The sequence below is a fragment of the Paenarthrobacter sp. R1 genome, assembly GCF_030264015.1.
Lineage (GTDB): Bacteria > Actinomycetota > Actinomycetes > Actinomycetales > Micrococcaceae > Arthrobacter > Arthrobacter ureafaciens.
On the sequence record NZ_CP127115.1, the window covers coordinates 1,208,960 to 1,227,571 of the forward strand.

The 18,612-nt window shown below is 65.4% G+C and carries 16 protein-coding genes; 5 read left to right on the forward strand and 11 right to left on the reverse strand.

Going from position 1 to position 18,612, the window contains the following annotated elements:
- The first annotated feature begins 17 nt into the window (after positions 1 to 17).
- From QN084_RS05730 to QN084_RS05740, 3 genes are read left to right on the forward strand one after another with little or no spacing between them, the layout of a single operon-like run.
- The gene (locus tag QN084_RS05730) at positions 18 to 965 is read left to right on the forward strand and encodes a 1,4-dihydroxy-2-naphthoyl-CoA synthase (protein WP_021473848.1); all 948 of its coding nucleotides are present in this window, start codon (positions 18 to 20) and stop codon (positions 963 to 965) included.
- 7 nt (positions 966 to 972) lie between these two features.
- Positions 973 to 2,112: an AMP-binding protein gene (locus tag QN084_RS05735; protein WP_069695889.1), complete on the forward strand. Its 1,140-nt coding sequence runs from the start codon at positions 973 to 975 to the stop codon at positions 2,110 to 2,112.
- Between the two features lie 51 nt (positions 2,113 to 2,163).
- A complete protein-coding gene (locus QN084_RS05740) occupies positions 2,164 to 3,042 on the forward strand; it encodes a 1,4-dihydroxy-2-naphthoate polyprenyltransferase (RefSeq protein WP_021473846.1) in 879 nt (292 codons plus the stop codon).
- On the opposite strand, the gene QN084_RS05745 is transcribed toward QN084_RS05740, so the two are convergent.
- On the reverse strand, positions 3,039 to 3,344 hold the full coding sequence (locus tag QN084_RS05745; RefSeq protein WP_021473845.1) for a DUF4229 domain-containing protein: 306 nt from the start codon (positions 3,342 to 3,344) through the stop codon (positions 3,039 to 3,041). The two genes, QN084_RS05740 and QN084_RS05745, sit on opposite strands and share 4 nt — an antisense overlap.
- A 90-nt stretch (positions 3,345 to 3,434) precedes the next feature.
- On the opposite strand from QN084_RS05745, the gene QN084_RS05750 reads away from it, so the two are divergent.
- The gene (locus tag QN084_RS05750) at positions 3,435 to 3,878 is read left to right on the forward strand and encodes a PLD nuclease N-terminal domain-containing protein (RefSeq protein ID WP_069695890.1); all 444 of its coding nucleotides are present in this window, start codon (positions 3,435 to 3,437) and stop codon (positions 3,876 to 3,878) included.
- A gap of 5 nt (positions 3,879 to 3,883) precedes the next feature.
- A complete protein-coding gene (locus QN084_RS05755; protein WP_052474246.1) occupies positions 3,884 to 4,432 on the forward strand; it encodes a hypothetical protein in 549 nt (182 codons plus the stop codon).
- Here the strand turns inward: QN084_RS05755 and QN084_RS05760 are convergent.
- The 10 genes from QN084_RS05760 to QN084_RS05805 form a co-directional block, all read right to left on the reverse strand.
- Positions 4,401 to 5,906 (reverse strand): dynamin family protein, encoded by a 1,506-nt coding sequence (locus QN084_RS05760; protein WP_069695891.1) that lies wholly within the window; start codon positions 5,904 to 5,906, stop codon positions 4,401 to 4,403. The genes QN084_RS05755 and QN084_RS05760 overlap by 32 nt on opposite strands.
- Positions 5,903 to 7,819, reverse strand: coding sequence for a dynamin family protein (locus QN084_RS05765; RefSeq protein ID WP_193786413.1), 1,917 nt, complete (start codon positions 7,817 to 7,819; stop codon positions 5,903 to 5,905). The genes QN084_RS05760 and QN084_RS05765 overlap by 4 nt, the downstream gene beginning before the upstream one ends.
- 146 nt (positions 7,820 to 7,965) lie before the next feature.
- Positions 7,966 to 9,255: an IniB N-terminal domain-containing protein gene (locus tag QN084_RS05770; RefSeq protein WP_069695892.1), complete on the reverse strand. Its 1,290-nt coding sequence runs from the start codon at positions 9,253 to 9,255 to the stop codon at positions 7,966 to 7,968.
- A 166-nt stretch (positions 9,256 to 9,421) separates the two neighbouring features.
- Complete coding sequence (locus QN084_RS05775; RefSeq protein WP_083261958.1) at positions 9,422 to 11,491, reverse strand: LuxR C-terminal-related transcriptional regulator; 2,070 nt, start codon at positions 11,489 to 11,491, stop codon at positions 9,422 to 9,424.
- A gap of 2 nt (positions 11,492 to 11,493) precedes the next feature.
- Positions 11,494 to 13,533, reverse strand: a complete 2,040-nt coding sequence (locus QN084_RS05780; RefSeq protein WP_069695971.1) for an Hsp70 family protein — start codon at positions 13,531 to 13,533, stop codon at positions 11,494 to 11,496.
- A gap of 213 nt (positions 13,534 to 13,746) precedes the next feature.
- Positions 13,747 to 14,808: a c-type cytochrome biogenesis protein CcsB gene (ccsB, locus tag QN084_RS05785; protein WP_021474362.1), complete on the reverse strand. Its 1,062-nt coding sequence runs from the start codon at positions 14,806 to 14,808 to the stop codon at positions 13,747 to 13,749.
- A complete protein-coding gene (gene resB / locus QN084_RS05790) occupies positions 14,808 to 16,505 on the reverse strand; it encodes a cytochrome c biogenesis protein ResB (RefSeq protein WP_062097790.1) in 1,698 nt (565 codons plus the stop codon). Before resB ends, ccsB begins: the two co-directional genes overlap by 1 nt.
- Positions 16,505 to 17,260, reverse strand: a complete 756-nt coding sequence (locus QN084_RS05795) for a cytochrome c biogenesis CcdA family protein (protein WP_021474360.1) — start codon at positions 17,258 to 17,260, stop codon at positions 16,505 to 16,507. The genes resB and QN084_RS05795 overlap by 1 nt, the downstream gene beginning before the upstream one ends.
- A gap of 4 nt (positions 17,261 to 17,264) precedes the next feature.
- Positions 17,265 to 17,873 (reverse strand): TlpA family protein disulfide reductase, encoded by a 609-nt coding sequence (locus QN084_RS05800; RefSeq protein WP_069695893.1) that lies wholly within the window; start codon positions 17,871 to 17,873, stop codon positions 17,265 to 17,267.
- 9 nt (positions 17,874 to 17,882) lie between these two features.
- Positions 17,883 to 18,548, reverse strand: a complete 666-nt coding sequence (locus tag QN084_RS05805; RefSeq protein WP_031217170.1) for a histidine phosphatase family protein — start codon at positions 18,546 to 18,548, stop codon at positions 17,883 to 17,885.
- Positions 18,549 to 18,612 lie beyond the last annotated feature (64 nt).

The window sequence follows — 18,612 nt, forward strand, 5'->3', positions numbered from 1 at the left end:
GTTACTAGACTCGGACTGTGAACAACGATCTCCCTGCCAAGGTTTCCGACGTCTTTGACCCCTCACGCTGGCGCACCGTTTCCGGCTTCGACGACTTCAAGGACATGACGTACCACCGGCAGGTTGAGCGCACGGCTGACGGAATCAGGGACCTCCCCACCGTCCGGATCGCCTTCAACAGGCCCGAAGTCCGCAACGCGTTCCGCCCGGGCACCGTCGATGAGCTGTACCGGGCCATGGACCACGCCCGCATGACCCCCGACGTGGCAACGGTGCTGCTCACCGGCAACGGCCCCTCCCCCAAGGACGGCGGACACTCGTTCTGTTCCGGCGGCGACCAGCGGATCCGCGGCCGGGACGGTTACCGCTATGCAGAAGGTGAAACGCAAGAAAGCATTGACCCCGCCCGCGCCGGCCGGCTCCACATCCTTGAAGTCCAGCGCCTCATGCGCACCATGCCCAAGGTGGTGATCGCCGTCGTCAACGGTTGGGCGGCCGGCGGCGGCCACTCGCTCCACGTGGTCAGCGACCTCACCATCGCCTCCCGCCAGCACGGCAAGTTCAAGCAGACGGACGCCACGGTAGGAAGTTTCGACGCCGGATACGGCTCAGCGCTGCTGGCCCGCCAGATCGGCCAGAAAGCCGCGCGCGAGATCTTCTTCCTGGCCCGCGAATACTCCGCCGAGGATATGGTGCGCATGGGCGCGGTCAATGAGGCGGTGGACCACGAACGGCTGGAAGAAGTAGCCCTGGAGTACGCTGCGGACATCGCCCGCCAGTCCCCGCAGGCCATCCGCATGCTCAAGTTCGCATTCAACCTGGCCGACGACGGACTGGCAGGCCAGCAGGTCTTCGCCGGTGAAGCCACCCGCCTGGCCTACATGACGGACGAGGCCGTGGAAGGCAAGGAAGCCTTCCTGCAGAAACGCGACCCCGACTGGTCCAACTTCCCCTACTACTTCTAGGACCGGCATGGACATCGATCCCATCCTGAAGGCCCTGTCCGCTGCCCTCCATGGCGAGGGCCCCGCCGTCGAAATCGTCACCGACGCGGACGGCCGGCCGAGCGCGGTACCCGTGGAAACCGGCGTCGAGGACGCTGCCGTGGTGGTCCGCACCTCGGGCTCCACCGGGACACCCAAGGCGACCGTCCTTACGATCGATGCACTCGCGGCGTCGTCCGTGGGCACGGCCATCACGCTGCGCGCCGAGGGCCAGTGGCTGCTGGCACTTCCGCTCCAGTACGTTGCCGGAGTGCAGGTGCTGGTGCGTTCGCTGTATGCGGGCACCAGGCCGTGGGCGATGGACCTGTCCAACGGCTTCACCCCGGAGGCGTTCACGGCCGCCGCGCAGGAGCTGACGGACAAGGTCCGCTTCACGTCGTTGGTGCCCACCCAGCTGCAGCGCCTGCTCGACTCCCCCGGCCCTGAAACCCTGGCCGCGCTGCGCCGTTTCAACGCCATCCTTTTGGGTGGCGCCCCCGCTTCCGCCGAACTGCTCGCGACCGCCCACAGTGAGGGCTTGAAGGTGGTCACCACCTACGGCTCCGCCGAGACATGCGGCGGGTGCGTGTACGACGGCGAGCCCCTGGACGGCGTCGAGGTCCGGATCGGCACCGGCGAACTTGAAGGGCGCATCCTGCTGGGCGGCGAAACGGTGGCGGCCGGTTACCTGGACGCCCCCCAGCCCAGTAATGCGGCGTTCTTCGAGGAGGACGGCGTCCGCTGGTACGTCACCGGCGACCTCGGCGAACTCTCCGACGACGGCAAGCTCACCGTGCTGGGCCGCGCCGACGACGTCATCATCACCGGAGGCGTCAAGGCCTCCGCCGCGTACATCCAAAGCAAGCTCGAAGAGCTCGACGGCGTCACGGCAGCTTTCGTGGCCGGCGTCCCCTCGCGCGAGTGGGGCCAGGCGGTGGCAGCGTATGTAGCCATGGAGGATCCGACGCCCGCCGGCATCAAGGGCTTCACTGGCCGCCGCGAGTCAGCCCTGGGAGTCCTCAGCCCCAAAACAGTGCTGGTGGAGAAGAAACTGCTCATGCTGCCGAACGGGAAACCGGACCGGATGGCCATGACCGAACAGCTCAACCGGCTGCATCAGGGACAATAGGACAGATTCGTCCCTACCGAAGATCAAAGCGAAACACACGAGGTACTGCACGTGGCGACAGCTGCACAATGGATTCAAGGAGCCAGGCTCCGAACACTGCCCGCGGCGATCGCGCCGGTCCTGATCGGCTCCGCGGCGGCGTATGAACTCCAGGCTTTCCGGCTGCCGAACGCCATCCTCGCCGCACTTGTGGCTCTGCTGCTCCAAGTCGGCGTGAACTACGCCAACGACTACTCCGACGGCATCCGCGGCACCGACGAGGAACGCGTGGGGCCGCTGCGCCTGGTAGGTTCCGGCGTTGCTAAGCCTGAGCAGGTGAAGTGGGCCGCGTTCGGGCTGTTCGGGCTGGCCATGCTGTGCGGTTTGATCCTGGTGATCATCACCCAGGCGTGGTGGCTGATCCTGGTGGGCATCGGCTGCGTCCTGGCCGCCTGGGGCTACACCGGGGGCAAGAACCCCTATGGCTACATGGGCCTGGGCGATGTGTTCGTCTTCGTGTTCTTCGGGCTCGTGGCTACGCTCGGAACCACCTACACCCAGGCAGGGCAGGTGAGCCTCGCCGCCGTCGTAGGTGCGATCGGAACCGGCCTGATTGCGTGCGCCCTGCTGATGGCCAACAACGTGCGGGACATTCCCACGGATACCGCCGCCGGCAAGCGCACCCTGGCTGTCCGGCTGGGTGACCGCCACGCCCGCGAAAGCTACGTGCTGATGCTCGGTGTGGCGATCCTGCTGGTCATCGTGCTGGCACCCACCAAGCCGTGGATGCTGATTGTGCTGCTGCTGATCCCCGCTTGCCTCATGCCGGCCTGGCTCATGATCAACGGCAAGAAGCGCAAGAGCCTCATTCCGGTGCTCAAGCAGACCGGCCTGATCAACCTCGGCTACAGCCTGCTGTTCTCGCTCGGACTGATCCTCACCCGGATTTAGGCGTTGGGCCGCTTGTCCGTGTTGATGGATACGTCCGGGTTCTGCTCCACCAGGCCATCCTCGGCAGCGGCATCGTCCACTTCGCCCGCAGTGCGCATGGGTTTGGCACGCCCGGAGAAACGTTCACGCATGGCCGCCGTGGCCTCGTCACGCTGCTTCTGGAAGAACAGGTAGCTGATGGCAAAGGCGATCAGCCCGGCAAAGATCACTGCCAGGAACACTCCGGTCCCCAAAAACAGGAAAAGGACGAACAGAGGCACGAACAGCGCCAAGCGGATCAAGGAATACTTCAGGAAAGCCACCCTTCAAGTTTAGCCGCCCGATTCATTGCACTCTGATCACAGCCTTTGGAGGGGATCCAGCGAACCGCTCCGGGCGACTAGACTTGGTGCATGCTCCGGGTTGTTGGCGTCGTCGTCGTCCTTGTTGTCTTCGTGTACGCCCTTGTGGATGTCATCCGTACGGACCGCCACGCCACCCGCGGGATTTCCAAACCGGCCTGGATCGTGGTCATGAGCGTCTTGCCTGTGCTTGGCGCCATTCTCTGGTTTATCTTCGGCCGCCCCTACGGCAAGCCTTCGGCACAACCCGTCCGCCGCTACCCCACGGCCCCCGACGACGATCCCGAGTTCCTCCGCAACCTCGAACTCCGCCGGCGGAACCAGGCAGAAGAAGAACGGCTGAAGAAGCTCAAGGCCGAGCTCGACGCCAAGGAGCGCAAGCTCAAGGATTCCAAGGGCCCGGAGGGAACGGGCGGGCCCAAGGGCAAAGGTTTTGCTACCGGTGAGGCCAAGCATGGCGAGCCGGACCCCCATGATACCGACGAGCTGAAGTAGGTAATATGGCCACACCAGCGCCTCCGCCACGTCCCGGTGTAACGCTCTCCGCACCACCGCCCATAGCCGTTGCTACGGAGGCACCTGGTCCGGCCAAGGTGTCGCGCTCCTTGTGGGTGGCAAGCTTCGTTGCCGGAGCAGCGTTGATCGTGACGGATTTCCTCGGCAGGAACTCCCATTTCGAACGGCTCAAGGGCGTCATCGAAGGCATGGTCCCGGCTGGTGACGCTGAGTCACTGGAGGGCGCCACCGCCGTCGTTTTCCTGGGAAGCCTGGGCATGCTGGCGCTGGTGATCGCCATGGAGGCCGTCCTCCTGGCGATTATCTTCAAGCGCAGGAGCTGGGCGCGATGGGCGCTGGCACCCTTGGTCCTGCTTCACGCCGTGGTCACCGTGATCATCTCGGACTTCGTCGTTGCGCCGGGTTCCGACGGTGTCCTGGCCACCGTGCTGCTGGCCGCCCAATACATTTTGGCCGCGGCCGGACTGATCCTGCTCTTCCTCCCCGCCACAACGGCGTGGCTCAGGAGCGGGCGGGAGCAGCAGCCGGAATAGCCGCCAGCATCCCTTCGCAGCTGCGGATCACCACCCGGCAAGCATCCAGGGCTGACGGCTCGGTGAGCGGGTTCTCTGCGATCAGCCGCCAACGGTTCAGGCTCGCCCGCGCAGCCTCGCTGATGGCGTCGTCGTCCGCGTCCTGTGCGACTCCCAGCCGGTGAGCCGGCAGGGTCCCGCGGCCACCCACCAGCCGTTCGGCTTCGGTGGCGAGCTCCGGAGTGAGGCCCGCGCCTTCGGTCCTCAGCTTTGCCAGCAGCTTCAGTTCCCGGAATTCGTGCGCGCCCGCCTGCAACCGTTCCATGGCCGTGAGCAGCCGGGCGGCATCCCCGCTCGCTGCTGCGCCGGCCGTCCCGGCAGTGCGGAGCAAAGCTTCCAAACCCACGACGGCGGCCCTGGCCTTGAGGGCCTCGGCCCGCGTCTGGAAGAGCGCGGCGACCGTTTGAAGGAGTTGGCCCAAGCCGCTGCGCCGGGCAAGCTCGTGGGCCAGGTTGGTGGGGTCGCTGATGCCGCCATTGATCAGCGCCACCCCGAGCCGGATCCCGAACAACCCAAACCGCGCAACCAGGGAAGCCTTGGCGCCTTGTTCCACACCGGCGGGTTCCGGTGAACGGACAAAACGGTCCACGGACAGCAGGGTTTTGTCGCGTTGGGCCTTGTCCATTCCGGCCAAGGCAACCATGACCTCAAAGTCGGTTTGACGCATGGTTCTGGAGCTTTGGGCCAGGAGGCCTGCCACCGGGACGACGCCCAGGGCCAAGGGCTTGAGGTTCTGGTCCCGGCTGTAGCGGTCGGCGATCACAGCGGCCGAGATCAGGGAGTCGATCCGGCCCGCTCCGATCTCGTCCGCTCGCGAGAGCACGGCCAAGGCGTTGACGGTCCCGGACTTCCCGGCAGCGTTGTCCTTGAATGACTCGAGGAAACGCACGTCCGAGGCGTGCAGGTGCCTCATCAAATAAATGACGGCATCGGCAGACGACGGCGCGTTCTCCGGAAGAAGGAATGCCGTTGACCGTCCGGAGACGTCCTGGGAGAGGGAGGCAATGCCGGGAGTATCTATCAGGGTGAGGTCCCTGAGGCTGGCGGCCGGCCAGTCAACCACCAGGCGGTCAACATCTTCCGCCTGGATGTCCCCCAATTGAAAGACCAGCCGGCCGTCTTCCCTGGTGACCGGCAAGGTGCGGGGCTCGCCCGCAAGGGGGTGGAGCGTCACACGGGGTGTTGCTCCGTACCGGTACCAAGTAACTATGCGTGTGCATTCACCGGCGTCGGTGGGTGCGATCTCCTCGCCGATGACTGCGTTGAGCAACGTGGACTTACCGGCCTTCACCATGCCGGCCACCGCAATGCGCAGCGGCCCGTCCAGGCGGTCCGCCAGGTCGTCGATGACCGCGAGCGCCCGGGCGTCGCCGTCGTAAATCTGCCTGGCCTGCTGCAGCAACACTGCGGCTTCGGCTACCACCTGACCATTCATCCGGCCCGCACCGCGGTGGCTTGGGAAGCCTGCTGCTGTTCAGGTGCGGCCGGCCGCTTCTCCGGTGCGGGGTGCCTCGCGTCGACGGCACTTCCTTGCAGCTGCGTAGCTGCCTGGTGCAGGGCGTCCACCGTCTTGAGCTGGGTCCGGATCTCCTTCATGCGCAGGTCGCGTTCCACCGCGTAGGTGGCGGCGGCCTTTTGCGCGGCGGCCACGGAATCGGTGAGGGAACGGTGGTGTTCGTCAGCGATCTCGGTGAAGTGGTCCCGGGTTTCGCGCTGCACCATCCTTAAGCGGTCTTTCAGCTGCTTTCCCACTTGGAAGACGATGTCGTCGATTTGCTTCCGGACCAGCGTCTTCGCTTCGGCCTGGCGCCGTTTGAGCCGTGCTTCCTTCTCCTCGCGGTAGGCCTTCCTGCCGAGCATGAGCCCTGCCCCGACGGACAGCGGGTTGATCAGGGCCATGCCGAAGATGCCCGTTAGCAGGCCGAACATCAGCACCCCGCCGTACGAGCCGCGCATGCCGATGAGGAGTTTCTGGAGCGGTCCCAGGCGCCCGTCTTCCATGGTGGGCATTTCGCCGACCGGATCCAGGACCCCGCCCGTGTCTGCGACGTTGGTCAGGGGCAGCGCGACCACTTCCTCGGAGAAGTGTTCGGCGACTTGGAGGGCAAGCCACTGGGAGCGCTCGCTGGTCCAAATAAAGGTGTCGGAGATGGCAGCAGCCGTGCTTTGCTCCAGCCAGACGGTGAATTGATCCCATGCCGGCCCCGGGTCGCCTTGGTCGATGGCGGTCTCGGCTTCGCGTTGGATGCGCCGGAGCCTGTCCCTGAGGTCGTACTCCATGTCCGCTATGAGATCGCCGATTCCGTCGTTGAGGGTGGTCTGCCAGCGGGAGGAGCGTTTCCTGAGCGCGTCGGCTTCCTGTTTGGCGGCTTGCAGGTCGGCAATCATCTGTGGGGTGCCTTCGGGGTTCTCCAGCGCTGACAGTTCGGATTGGAGGGAGAGCCTGAGGTGTTCGGTGACGGTCAGCAGGTCCTGCGCCACAGAACGACGCCGGAGCGTGGCGGCTTTGCCCACGACGTCGTTGCGAAGCGACGTGATGAGCGCCGGGAAGCCTGACTCGTCGTTGAGCTCCTTATCCTTCAAGCGCGCAGCCTGCAGCCTGAGCTCCGAGGATACGGGGAACAGGGGAATTCCGGGCCCTACCTCGGACAAGTGCTGCCGGTCGAGCGCCTCGATCTGCCGCCAGCTGGGATACAGGTCGGTCTTGGTGAGCGCTGCGAGGACGTTCGGGCTGACGCGCATGGCCTGGCGAAGGAACCGGATTTCGGGTTCGGTGTATTCCTGGGAGGCGTCGGAGACGAAGAGCACTGCGTGCGCCGACGGCAAGGCGGTGAGGGTGGTGAGCGTGTGGCTGGAACCGAGGCCGCCCACGCCGGGAGAATCCACCAGGGTCAGTCCGCCTGCGAGGAGTTGGCGGGGCAGCGCGACTTCGGCTGCCGCAAGGTTCTTGGCGTTTCCGGGGTTGCCGGCTTCCGAAACGTAGGCGGCAAGTTCGTTGATGTTGACCGGCCGGCGTTCCAGCTGATCACTTCCGGCGGGTACAGCGTGGGTGGCAGGGTCCTGTTCCGGTACTTGCGGGCCCTTGGCCACCAACACCGAGGCCGATGGCGCGTCCCCGTGCTTCACCACGGTGGGCACGGAGGTGGCGACGTCATCGTCCACCGGACACACCGGAGCGTTGACCAAGGCATTGATGAGCTGGCTCTTGCCCTGCTTGAACTCGCCCACCACGATCACGCGGACGCTGGGGTCAAGCAAACGACGCCGGGTCTGCTCCAGCCGGCGTCGAAGGTCGTTCCTCTCCCCTGCCCCCACCAATTCCATGCCCTGTTCCACCAACGTGGCCATGCGTTCGGTTTCCGTCACAGCTGATCCTTTGTTTACGACCTCAAGTATGTGAATGTCCGGCGAAAGTGCCCGGCAGGTGGTTTCCCGCCTGCCGGGCACTGCCGGGGCCTTTCCTTGCTGGCCTCTAAACCGGTTGGCTCCCGGTATTAGTCGATTTCCACATCGTTCTTGGCTACCACCAGCGAGTCGTCGATGTCGTTGTATTCGACGTCGAGTTCGTTGTCGGCAATGACCGTGTTGTCCTCAACGTTGGTGTACTCGAGTTCGACCTCGTTGTCCTGGATCACCGTGGAATCGTAGTTGAGCTGGACGTCTTCCACGTCGTACTCTGTGGAGTTGTTAACTTCCAGCTCGTTGTCCTGGACCACGATGGAGTCGTTGATGACCTCCACGTCCACGTCTCCCACTTCGAGTTCGGTGGAGTTGTCCGTCTCGTTGAACGAGTCCGTGACGTTCACCGAATTGTTCGAATTGTCCGTGTGCGTGGAGTTGTCCGTGTTGAAGGAGTCCTCGATCTCCACATCCACGTCCAGGTCCGTGTTGTACGAATCGTCCGTGTGGGTGGAGTTGTCCGTGTTGTAGGAGTCCTTCGTCACCGAATGATCCGAGTTGTCGTTGAACGAATCCTCGATCTCCACATCCAGTTCGGTGTTGCCGACGTTCACTTCGCCGGAACCGTTGGTGATGTTCAGCGAGTGGTCGTCGGTGTTGTTGGTGGTTGTGGTGGTGGTCGTGGTGGTTGTGGTGTTGCCCGAGTCCTCGACGTCGTCGCCGGCGGCAATCGCTCCGTCACCCGATGCGATGACTGCGTCCTGGTTGAACAGCTGGGTGACGTCGCCGTCGGCCCAGATGTTCTGGTTCACGGACTGGTCCGTGATGGTGTCGCGGTCGTCGATGTTGGTGGTGTAGGAGTAGTTGTTCACCACGTGGACCAACTGCTGGACTGCATGGGCGTGATCGTCCCAGTCGCCGCCGTTGTGTCCGCCGCCACCGCCGTGGCCGTGTCCGCCGTCGTGGTCGTCGTCATCATGGCCGCCCCAGCCGCCGCCACCGCCGTGTCCGCCGTCGTGGTCGTCATCGTCACGGCCACCCCAGCCGCCGCCACCGCCGTGGCCGTGTCCGCCGTCGTGATCATCGTCGCGGCCGCCCCAGCCGCCGGTGTTGCCACCGCCGCCGGGAGCGTGGTGCTCGCCGCCACCACCGGTTGAGGCGTGGTTGCCGCCGGTGTTGTACTCACGGTCGAAGGAGGCACGGGCGTTGATGGGTGCGTAGTCCAGGACTACGGGCCGGGCGGCATCCACATCAGCGCAGGAAACGTCCCGCAGCCCTGCGGCTGACAACGCAGCTTCGGGGTTGCGGACGAACTCATCGGCTGCATCGGGGTTGTTGAACAGGCTCATCAGGAACTGTACGAGCTGTTGTGCGAGTGTTGGCATTGGAACGCTCCCTCAAATTCTGTGGTGATGGAAAACGCCCGGCGCCTTTGCCGGGCTTGCATTCAACGTATGGCCGGGGGGATGCCCGGGGCATCGGGTCCGGTCCCCCTATCCGGCACCCCACCATTAGGGGATTTCGGCCGGGCTCCGTTAGGGGCACAGGGGTTCACTCCCCGGGCGGGTGCCCCTCCCCCAGCGCGATCCGCAAGCGAACCAGCAGCTCAGAGCGGTTTTCGGCCCCTAACCGGCGCCGCATCCTGGCCACGTGGTGTTCGGCGGTGCGGGGCGAAATGTAGATGGCCTCACCGATTTCGCGGTAGGTCTTTCCCTCCAACATGAGTCTTGCCACCTCGATTTCGCGGGCACTCAAGCCGTTCGGCTCGGGCGCCGGCGCGGTGGAGGCGGGAGATTCCTCATGAGCCTCCGCGGGTGCGTGGCCACCCTGCGGGTGGATGTCCCGGGCACAGGCCAGAAGCTTGACCATGTCCCGGCGTTCATCGGCACGCGCGGCCGCATGCCCGGCCAGGCGCGCCCCTTCCCACGGCATTCCGACGGCGGCCAACCCACGGGCGGCCGTTTCGACGTCGGCCGCGGCGAACCTGCCGGCCAGGACCGATACCCAGGCTTTGCCTCCGGCGGCAAGCACACCCGCGTAGTGGCTATGCTCCGAAGCCCTGACCAAGGCCGCTGCATGTGGTGCAAGGTCTGTGGGACTCTCGCTTAGCAACGCAGCCTGGACGGCTGCCCAGTGCAGAGGGACCGACCACAGCGGCGGATTCCCGAGCCGCTCCAGCAAGTCCCAGGCCCCGTGCAGGTAGTGCGAAACCCGATGTGATTCCCGTAAACGTGCAGCGGCAACAAGCACCTCGCCCCACGGCAGGAGGCTGAACAGGTCAACGGAAACATGCATCATGGCTTCCCGCGCCCTGTCCCATGCCAAAACCAGCTCGTGGACTTCTCCGCCGCGGCGCGCCAAACCCAGTTCAAGGGCCGCCAGGAGGAATTCCTCCCGGGGCGCCAAGGCCCAGTGATTGGCTTTGTTCGCTTCATTGATGGCCAGGCGGGCATCGTCCGTGTTGTCCTGCTGCATGGCACACCAGGCCTGCAACAGGTACAGGCGGGGCCGCATCGAGTCTCCGCCCTGACCGGCGGCAACTGCTGCCTTGAGCACGGAAGCGGCCACCGCGGTCTCTCCGCTGTGCAGGGCGCACAAGGCCGCCAGCACTGCCGGTGCCTCCGGGAGGGGAATGGCTGTGCCCGCGGCGTTCATCATGTCCGAGGCCCTGATCAAGGACGGTAACCCCAAGTGCGGCTTTTGGCCCAGGGTCTGGCGCAGGCCGTCGCTTGCCAGGGATAACGCCACCGCCAAGTGGGTCGGGGACCGGCGCGAACCGCCGTCGGCCACCATGGCCTCCGCTCCGGCAGTGTCTCCGGAGCCGATCATGGCAATTGCTGCCAGGGGCGCCGAGGCAGCCGTCTTCCCAGGCCCCAGCCACGAGTAGGTATCGGCGCTTCGGGACATCATGCCCCGCTGGGCCCACACCGAGGCGGCAACGTCCACTCCCCGCCGGACGTCCGGCGGTTCCGGCAGCGCGAGCAGCCGGTCTATCAAACGGCCGGCCGAGTCCAGATCACCGATGCCCGCTGCGGCCTGGGCCCGGCAGGCCGCTTTCGGCATTTCCTTGGCGCCAGCCAGCACCGACTCCGCGTAGAGAGCTGCGGCCATGGCGGGCTCGGTCTCCAGCACGTTGTCCGCGGCTTCCTCCAGTTCGGCTGCCACGCGAGAGTCCTGCAGCCCGCCCCTGGCCAGGTCACGGGCCAACTCCCCCAAGGGTCTGCCCTCTGCAGCCAACTTATCCACCAATTCCCGTTGCAGGGCGTGGATGGTTGGGACTGGAGTGCTGGTGAGCAGGGCATGCCGCACCGTGCCCACTACAGATCCGTCAGGCATCAGGAGCTGTGCATCGATCGCCGAATCAATGATCCCGGGAAGATCGCTGCGTCCTTCCAGGTTGTCCGGAAGCGGCGATGGCAGGGTGAATCCCGCGGACAACGCCAGGAGCAACTCCCGTACCGCCGCGGTCCCGCCCGGCAAGGCGGTCGACGCCGATGAGGTCGCCGCAGCCAGCTGCGTGGTCCCGTCCGAAGGCAGCTTGGTCCCGTCCGACGGCAGCGTGGCAGCCGCCGGGCGGGATTTTGCTTCCGAGGGTGCTTCCGCGTTTCCCTGGCCCCTCATGCCTACACCTCCGGGGACGGTGCGGGTTCTTGGCTCGGGCTCGTTGCAGGTGGAACAGGCGCCACGGACGGTTCCGTTGTCGGTTCCGTCGGCGCTGGGTCCTGCGTCACTGGAGGGGGTTCCGGCGCTTGGACGGTGGGCTCGGGCGTGGGGACCACGGGGTCCGGTTCGGGCGTTGTGGTGGGTGGCGGCTGCGTCGGGTCCGTCACAGGAGGCTGCGTCGGGTCCGTCACGGGCGGCTGCGTCGGGTCCGTCACAGGAGGCTGCGTCGGTGGGGTGGTCGGGGTTGGACCACTGGCTGCACCACCCGGTTCCGAGGCAGGGGGCGACGACGGCGTTGACGTCCCCGGAGTGGCAGTTCCCGTGCCGCTGCCCGGTGTGGTGGTCCCCGGCGTCGTGGTTCCGCCCGCGTTGCCGCTGGTCGCGCCGGCCGCAGTGCCGCTGCCCGTTCCGGCGCTGCCGGCACCTGGGCCGGTGGTGGACTTCTTCGCGCCCTGACCGGTGCCAGCGGACGTTCTGGCAGCGGCGCCCTTGGCGCTTGCGTCCAGTCCTGTTCCGGCCTTGGCGGCAGGAGGAACGGCCCCGCCGCCGCTGGCCTGACCCTTCGCTTGGGCTCCGCCTTGCGCACCGGCTGGTTGAGCGCCGCTTGCCTGGGCACCGCCGTCGCGCATCACGTCCGCGGCCTGTGAGCCGAAGAGCGCCTGCACGTCCGGGCTTTGCGCCGCCGTCGCGGTCACCACGGTCAGGACGGTGGCGGCCGCCGCAGCAGCCGCGGCCATGCGGACGCGCGAACGCGGAGCGTGTCGGCCTGCTTTGGCTCCGCCCGCTGCCGCGGCCTTCAGCGCAGCCAGCTCCGGGCGTCCACGCACGACGTCGGGGCGCGGCACTGTTTCCAGCGGCACCTCGCGTTGTTCCTGGGCGGGGGCCACAGACACAGCCGCAAGCGCAGCGGCTTCGGCGTCGGGGGTGCCCTTCAGCGAAAGCGCGGCACCCAGGCAAATGGAGGCTTTGGGATCGGCGTCCACGGCGATGGGCCGCTCCAGTTCAACCGAGATCAGTTCAGCAACCAGCGGCACCCGGGACGAACCGCCAATGAGCAGCACCACGCTCAAGTCCTCCGGCTGCAACCGGACCTCAGCCAAGCTGCGTTCCAAGGCATCCAGGGTGTCACGGATGTGGGGTTCGATCATCGCCTCAAACTCGGCGCGGACCAGGCGGACGGACTGTTGGGTTCCCGGGAGGGAGACGGAGATGCTTGCTTCGCTGTCCAGGGACAGTGCTTCCTTGGCTTCCCGGCACTCACGGCGTAAGCGCGAGAGTGCGGCGAGCGTTGCAGGGTCCTCGGGCGCCAGGCCCGTGACGGCTTCGCCTAGGTGAGTCACAACGTGACGCAAAACAGCGGCGTCGAAATCGGCGCCGCCAAGGGTTTCAATGCCATCGGGATGGCCCAGTAGTTCAAAGCGTCCTGCTCCTGCCTTGCGGAGCACAGCGGTGTCGAAGGTGCCACCGCCGAGGTCGTAGACGGCAATGGTGCTGCCATCCTCCACACGGGTTTGGGACGCGTAATGGAGTGCTGCGGCCTCCGGTTCGCTGATCAGCGTGACTTCCGGAAGTCCGGCCATATTCAGGGCTGCAAGGACCGTGGATGTCCGATGCTGGCCCCAAGCAGCCGGGTGGGTCATGACTACTGAATCCGCCGGACCGCCTTCGCGCTCCCGGGCCTTGTCCACCACCCAGCGGGCCATCGTGGCATAAACGTCTTCGGGCGCCATCCAGGCTTCCCCGACGGCGATCGGGACGGAGTCCCCAATGCGTCTCTTGAATTCCCGGACCATCCGCCGGGGGTCGTCCAGGCCCCGGCGCTCGGCGGCTTCGCCCACCAGTACCCTGCCGTCGTCGGCATAGTAGAGCACCGAGGGCACAGCACTGCCGTGCAAACCCAACGGGAGTATCTCGGGGGCAAGGTTGGTACCTTGCCCCTCCTTGTAAATGGCTGCCGCGGTAAAACTCGTCCCGACGTCAATGGCGAGAACATAGCTCATAGTTACCTCGAAAAGAACATGGGCATGGCGCATGCGGTCTTCTTCACAGGCGGGGTTCACACAAGGTAGCACTTGCCCGGCGGCGGGCAAAAGCACTTTTCACAGCTTCCTTGGAGCTTTCTTCAACTGATAGTCGACTCGATGGAGAAAGCCCAGATCAGGCCATGGTCGCGGCTTTGCCGGCCAACATTCGGCCGGCAGGGCGGTACGGCTTTAGAGGCCTGAGTACGAGTGCAGGCCGTTGAAGACCGTGTTCACCAGCGTGAAGTTGATGATCACACAGGCGTAGCCCACGATCGACAACCATGCAGCACGCGTTCCGGTCCAGCCGCGGGTTGCCCTGGCGTGGAGGTAGCCGGCGTAGACCACCCAGATGACGAACGTCCACACTTCCTTGGGGTCCCAGCCCCAGAAACGGCCCCACGCCTTTTCGGCCCAGATGGCACCGAACATCAGGGTGAAGGTCCAGCCGACAAAGGCCACGGTGTTGATCCGGTAGGAAAGGTTCTCCAGGCTCAAGGCGTTGGGGACCACGCGCAGGAACGCCAGGTTGTCCGCGCGGCCTGCGGCCAGGTTCTTCTGGCGGTAGGACTGGAGCAGCTGCAGCGCGGACATCGCGAACGTCAGGGTGAACAGCGCAGAGGACAGCACCGCAATGGACACATGGATGATCAGCCAGTAGCTCTGCAACGCGGGAACGAGGTGGCCCACGGGAGTCCAGAAAGCCACGGACGCGGCAACGAGCATGATGATGCCCAGGCCAACCACGAACGTGCCCAGGAAGCGGAGGTCCCTGCGGATCAGCGCGATAAGGAAGACCGCCACCGCCACGAAAGCACCCGTGGTGAGGAACTCGTACATGTTGCCCCACGGCACGCGGCCGGCACCCAGCGCACGCGTGAGGACGCCGGCACCGTGGATGAGGACACCCAGGACGGTCAGTGCTACGCCCACCCGGGCGGCAGCCCGGCGTTCGCCTGCGTACTTCATGTCGCCCGCTGCCGTCGACTCAGCAACGGTAGGGCCCGACGTCGGACGCTCGCCACGGTCCGCCGGCCCTGCGGCGTCGGAGGCACCCAAGCCGATTCGGCCGGCCGCAACGGCAACCTTTTGCGTCGTCGAACCCGCTGCCGCCTTCAGGTCAACGGCACGCAGGGTCTTGCTGCTCTTGGCCAGGTCCCAGAGGAAAGCAAGGAACGCAATAGTGTATGTGCCGGCGGCCAACAGCATGAAGAGCTCACTGTACTGGCCCAGGGTTTCGTTGATAGCGGGCATTACTGGTCCTTCTGGGTTGTGGAAGAGACGGTGTCGGGAGTGTCACTGGGGTGCGGGGATATCTGCCATTCGTTGGCCAGGAGTTCCCTGATGGCCGCTGCTTCGCCGGCCAGGCGGTGGTCTTCGCCGCGGGCCAGGAGGCCGTACTCGATCATGGTGCGGCCGTCCTGGTGGGTTCCGGTCCGGACCCACACGCGGCGGCGGCTGATGTAAAGCGAGGTCACCAGGCCGGCAACGGCCAGAAGGCCGAAAATCAGCGCGTACAGCTGGCCCGGGTTGTGGTGGATGTCCACACCGACGTACTTCTTGACGCTGTCGAAAGTGATGCTTCCCTTGCCCTCCGGGAGCGTTGCGGTCTGGCCCAGGACAAGCGTGATGCCGCCGGCCTCGAGCTTGCGTCCGTTCAACTGGGTGAGGTCGCTGACGTCAAGCTCGAAGACGTTCTGGGGAACACCATTGTCCAGTCCCAGATCGCCGTAGTACGAGTCGAGGGTGAGCTGGGGGTTGGCCAGGGCGGGATCGGCACTGAAGGAGATCCCTTCTTCCGTTTCGAACGCGGTGGGCAGGAAGAAGCCGTTGAAGCCCAACTGGTCCGGCTTGCCGTCCGGAACCTTGATGACCACCGAAGAGTAGTAGTTGTCGCCCTGGACCTTGGCAGTAACCGGGCCTTGGAACGCTACATTCCCCTCGCCGTCCCGGACCGTGACCACGGGAGCGTAGCCGTTACCCGTGAGGTACATGCTGGTGCCGCCCAGGGAGATGGGGTCGTTGACCTTGAGGATCTCCTTCTTCTCGGGAGCGTCCGTGTTTTCCTTGGTGGTCACCTCGGCCGTGTAGTCGATCGGCTGGCCGGTCTTCCGGGGCGATTCCCTGTCAAAAGTCGCTTGGAATTTGTCCAGGCGGACCGAGTACGGCTGCAGCCAGCCGCTCTGGAAGTTGGTGCCCGGGGAGAACTGGTCGTAGCCCACCAGGGTGTTGACGAACGTGTCGCCCTCCACAAGGATGCGCTGACCGCTGTAGCCGAACAGCCCGCCGATGGCCACTGACACCAGCACGCCGATCAGCGACGTGTGGAAAATCAGGTTTCCCACTTCCTTCATGAAGCCGCGCTCGGCGCCCAGGCTCGGCAGATCGCCGTCGGCGTCCCTGACCTCAACGCGGTAGCCGCGCTTCTTCAGAACCCCGGCGGCATCGGTGATGGCCTTCGACGCCGGGATCCCGGCGTCGGCGGCCAACACCAGCGTGCCGTACTCCGGAAGCCGCGACAGGCGCTTGGGCGTACGCGGGGGCTGGGACTTCATGGCCTTGTAGTGCGCAATGGCCCGGGGCGTGACGCAACCGATCAGCGAAATGAACAACAGCAGGTAGATGGCCGAGAACCACGCCGAGGAGTAGACGTCGAACATCTGCACAGCATCCAGGAACGGGCCCGACGTCGGGTTGTTCTTGATCCAGTCGGTCACCACTGCGGGGTTCGCGGGCCGTTGCGGGAACAGCGATCCGGGCACTGCGGCAACCGCAAGCAGGAGCAGCAGGAACAGGGCCGTGCGCATGCTGGTGAGCTGCGTCCAGGCCCAACGGAGCATGCCGCCAACACCCAACGTGGGCAGCGCGGCGTCCGACTTTGCTTGCTGGAGCTTGCCTGCGTCAGGTCCTTCGGCGGGAGACTTCTTGGTGGATTTCACGGACTCGCTCATCAGATCGGCAACTTCACGTCGGTTTGGAACCAGTACTGCAACTCAGTCACCCAATGACCCCACACTCCTGTGGCCATGAGAATGCCAAGCAAAATCAGGATGCCGCCGCCGATCCGCTGGATGGCCAGGCGGTGCTTGCGGAAGAAGGACATCACGCCCATGCCACGCCGGACGGCCAGCGCGATCAACAGGAACGGCACCCCCAGTCCCAGGCTGTAAACGAAGGCGAGCAGCGCACCCTTCGCCGCGGACGATCCCCCGGAAAGGCTCAACAGCTGCACGGCCGAATAGGTCGGCCCGATGCACGGAGCCCACCCCAGGCCGAACGTCAGCCCAAGCAACGGAGCACCCCACAGGCCGGCGGGAGGTTTGGCGTGGATCTTCGCGTCGCGCTGCAACCAGGAGAAGCCGCCCATGAACACTACGCCCATGATGATCACCAGGACCCCCAGGAGCTGGGTGATCCAAGCGTTTTGGCTGCCGGTGAGCACTGTGCCCAGCTGGCCGAACGCCCCGCCCAGGAGCACGAAGATGACCGAAAAGCCCAGCACGAACAGGCCGATCCCGGCCAGCATGCGGCCCCGCCGCTGCCGTTGGAGGTCGACGCCGGTCAGCCCGGTGACGTAGCCAAGGTAACCCGGGACGAGCGGCAGCACGCACGGGGAAAGAAAGGAGACAAGGCCCGCCAAAAGAGCCACCGGCACGGCCAGCAGCAACGATCCGTTCAGGATGGTTTCGGCGAAGGGACTGTTCATGGGACTACTCGGCCACGGCTGAAGCGATCAGGGCCTTGAGCGTGCTCTTTTCGATCTCGCCCAGCACACGGGAGGCAACTTTGCCGTCCTTGTCCAGCACCAGGGTGGTGGGTACGGCGCCGGGTGGAACAATGCCGGAGACGGAGAGCAGGACCGCCCCGTCCTTGTCGTTGAAGCTCGGGTAGGTGATGTTGAAGGTCTTGTCGAACGCTTCGGCCGTGGCTTTTTCGTCACGCAGGTTGACCCCGAAGAACTGGACGCCCTGGTCCTTGTACTCCTGGTGCAGGGCTTCGAGCTGCGGCGCCTCCACCCGGCAGGGCGCGCAGGCGGCGAACCAGAAGTTCAGCACCGTGACTTTTCCCTTGAGGACGTCCGGGGTTACGGCCGTTCCGTCAAAGAGGGTTCCCTTGAGCGCCACAGGTGCACTGCGGTCAGCCTTGGCAAACTCGGTCACGGAGCCGTCGCCTGCAACGTAGTTCTTGTTGTCGCCTTTGCGCGCCTGTTCGGCAAGGGAATCCTCCTGGGCACAGGCAGAGAGGCCCATGGTGAGCCCTGCCAGGAGGACGCCGCCGGCAGCGAGCGCACTGCGGCGCGTGAGGTTCTTCTTATCCATGATTCGCTTTCATGCCCCCGGGGTGCTGGCAGCACCGGGCAGCAGGACTGCCGCGGGCTCGCTGTACTCGACGCGGAGGATCTTGCCGTCTTCGTCAAACACCAACGACGTCAATGACGTCAGGGTGCATTCACGCTTCCGGGGGTCGTGGGCCAACGGCCGGCCCTCCGCGGACAGGCGGGTAGCCCAGATGGGCAGCTGGTGGCTGACGAGGATTGCTTCTGCTCCCTCACCGCCCAGTTCAAGGGCCTTCAGGCGGGCATCCTGGACCGCGGCGAACACGCGGGCCGCCTGTTCCTTGTACGGTTCGCCCCAGGAAGGCCGCAACGGATTGCGGAAGTAGTACCAGTGCTTGGGCTTCAGGAACTCGCTCTTGGTCGGGTGGAGCCCCTCGAAGTGGTTCTCCGCCTCGATGATGCGCGGGTCGGTAGTGATCTCCAGGCCAAGTGCTTCCGCCGTGGGCATGGCAGTTTCCTGGGCGCGCGTCAGTGGCGAGGCCACCAGATGGACGATCTTCGCGCCGTTTCCTGCACGCGCCGTGAAGTGCTCGGCAAGCATGCGGGCCATGTCCCTGCCCCGTTCGGAGAGGTGGAATTCGGGCAGCCGACCATACAGGACGCCATCGGGATTATGGACTTCGCCATGGCGGAGCAGATGGACAGTTGCGTGGGGCATGTTTACCAGTTTCTCAAAGATACGGAGCGATCTGAAATCTTCTACCGCTAGTAGAACTCAAAGT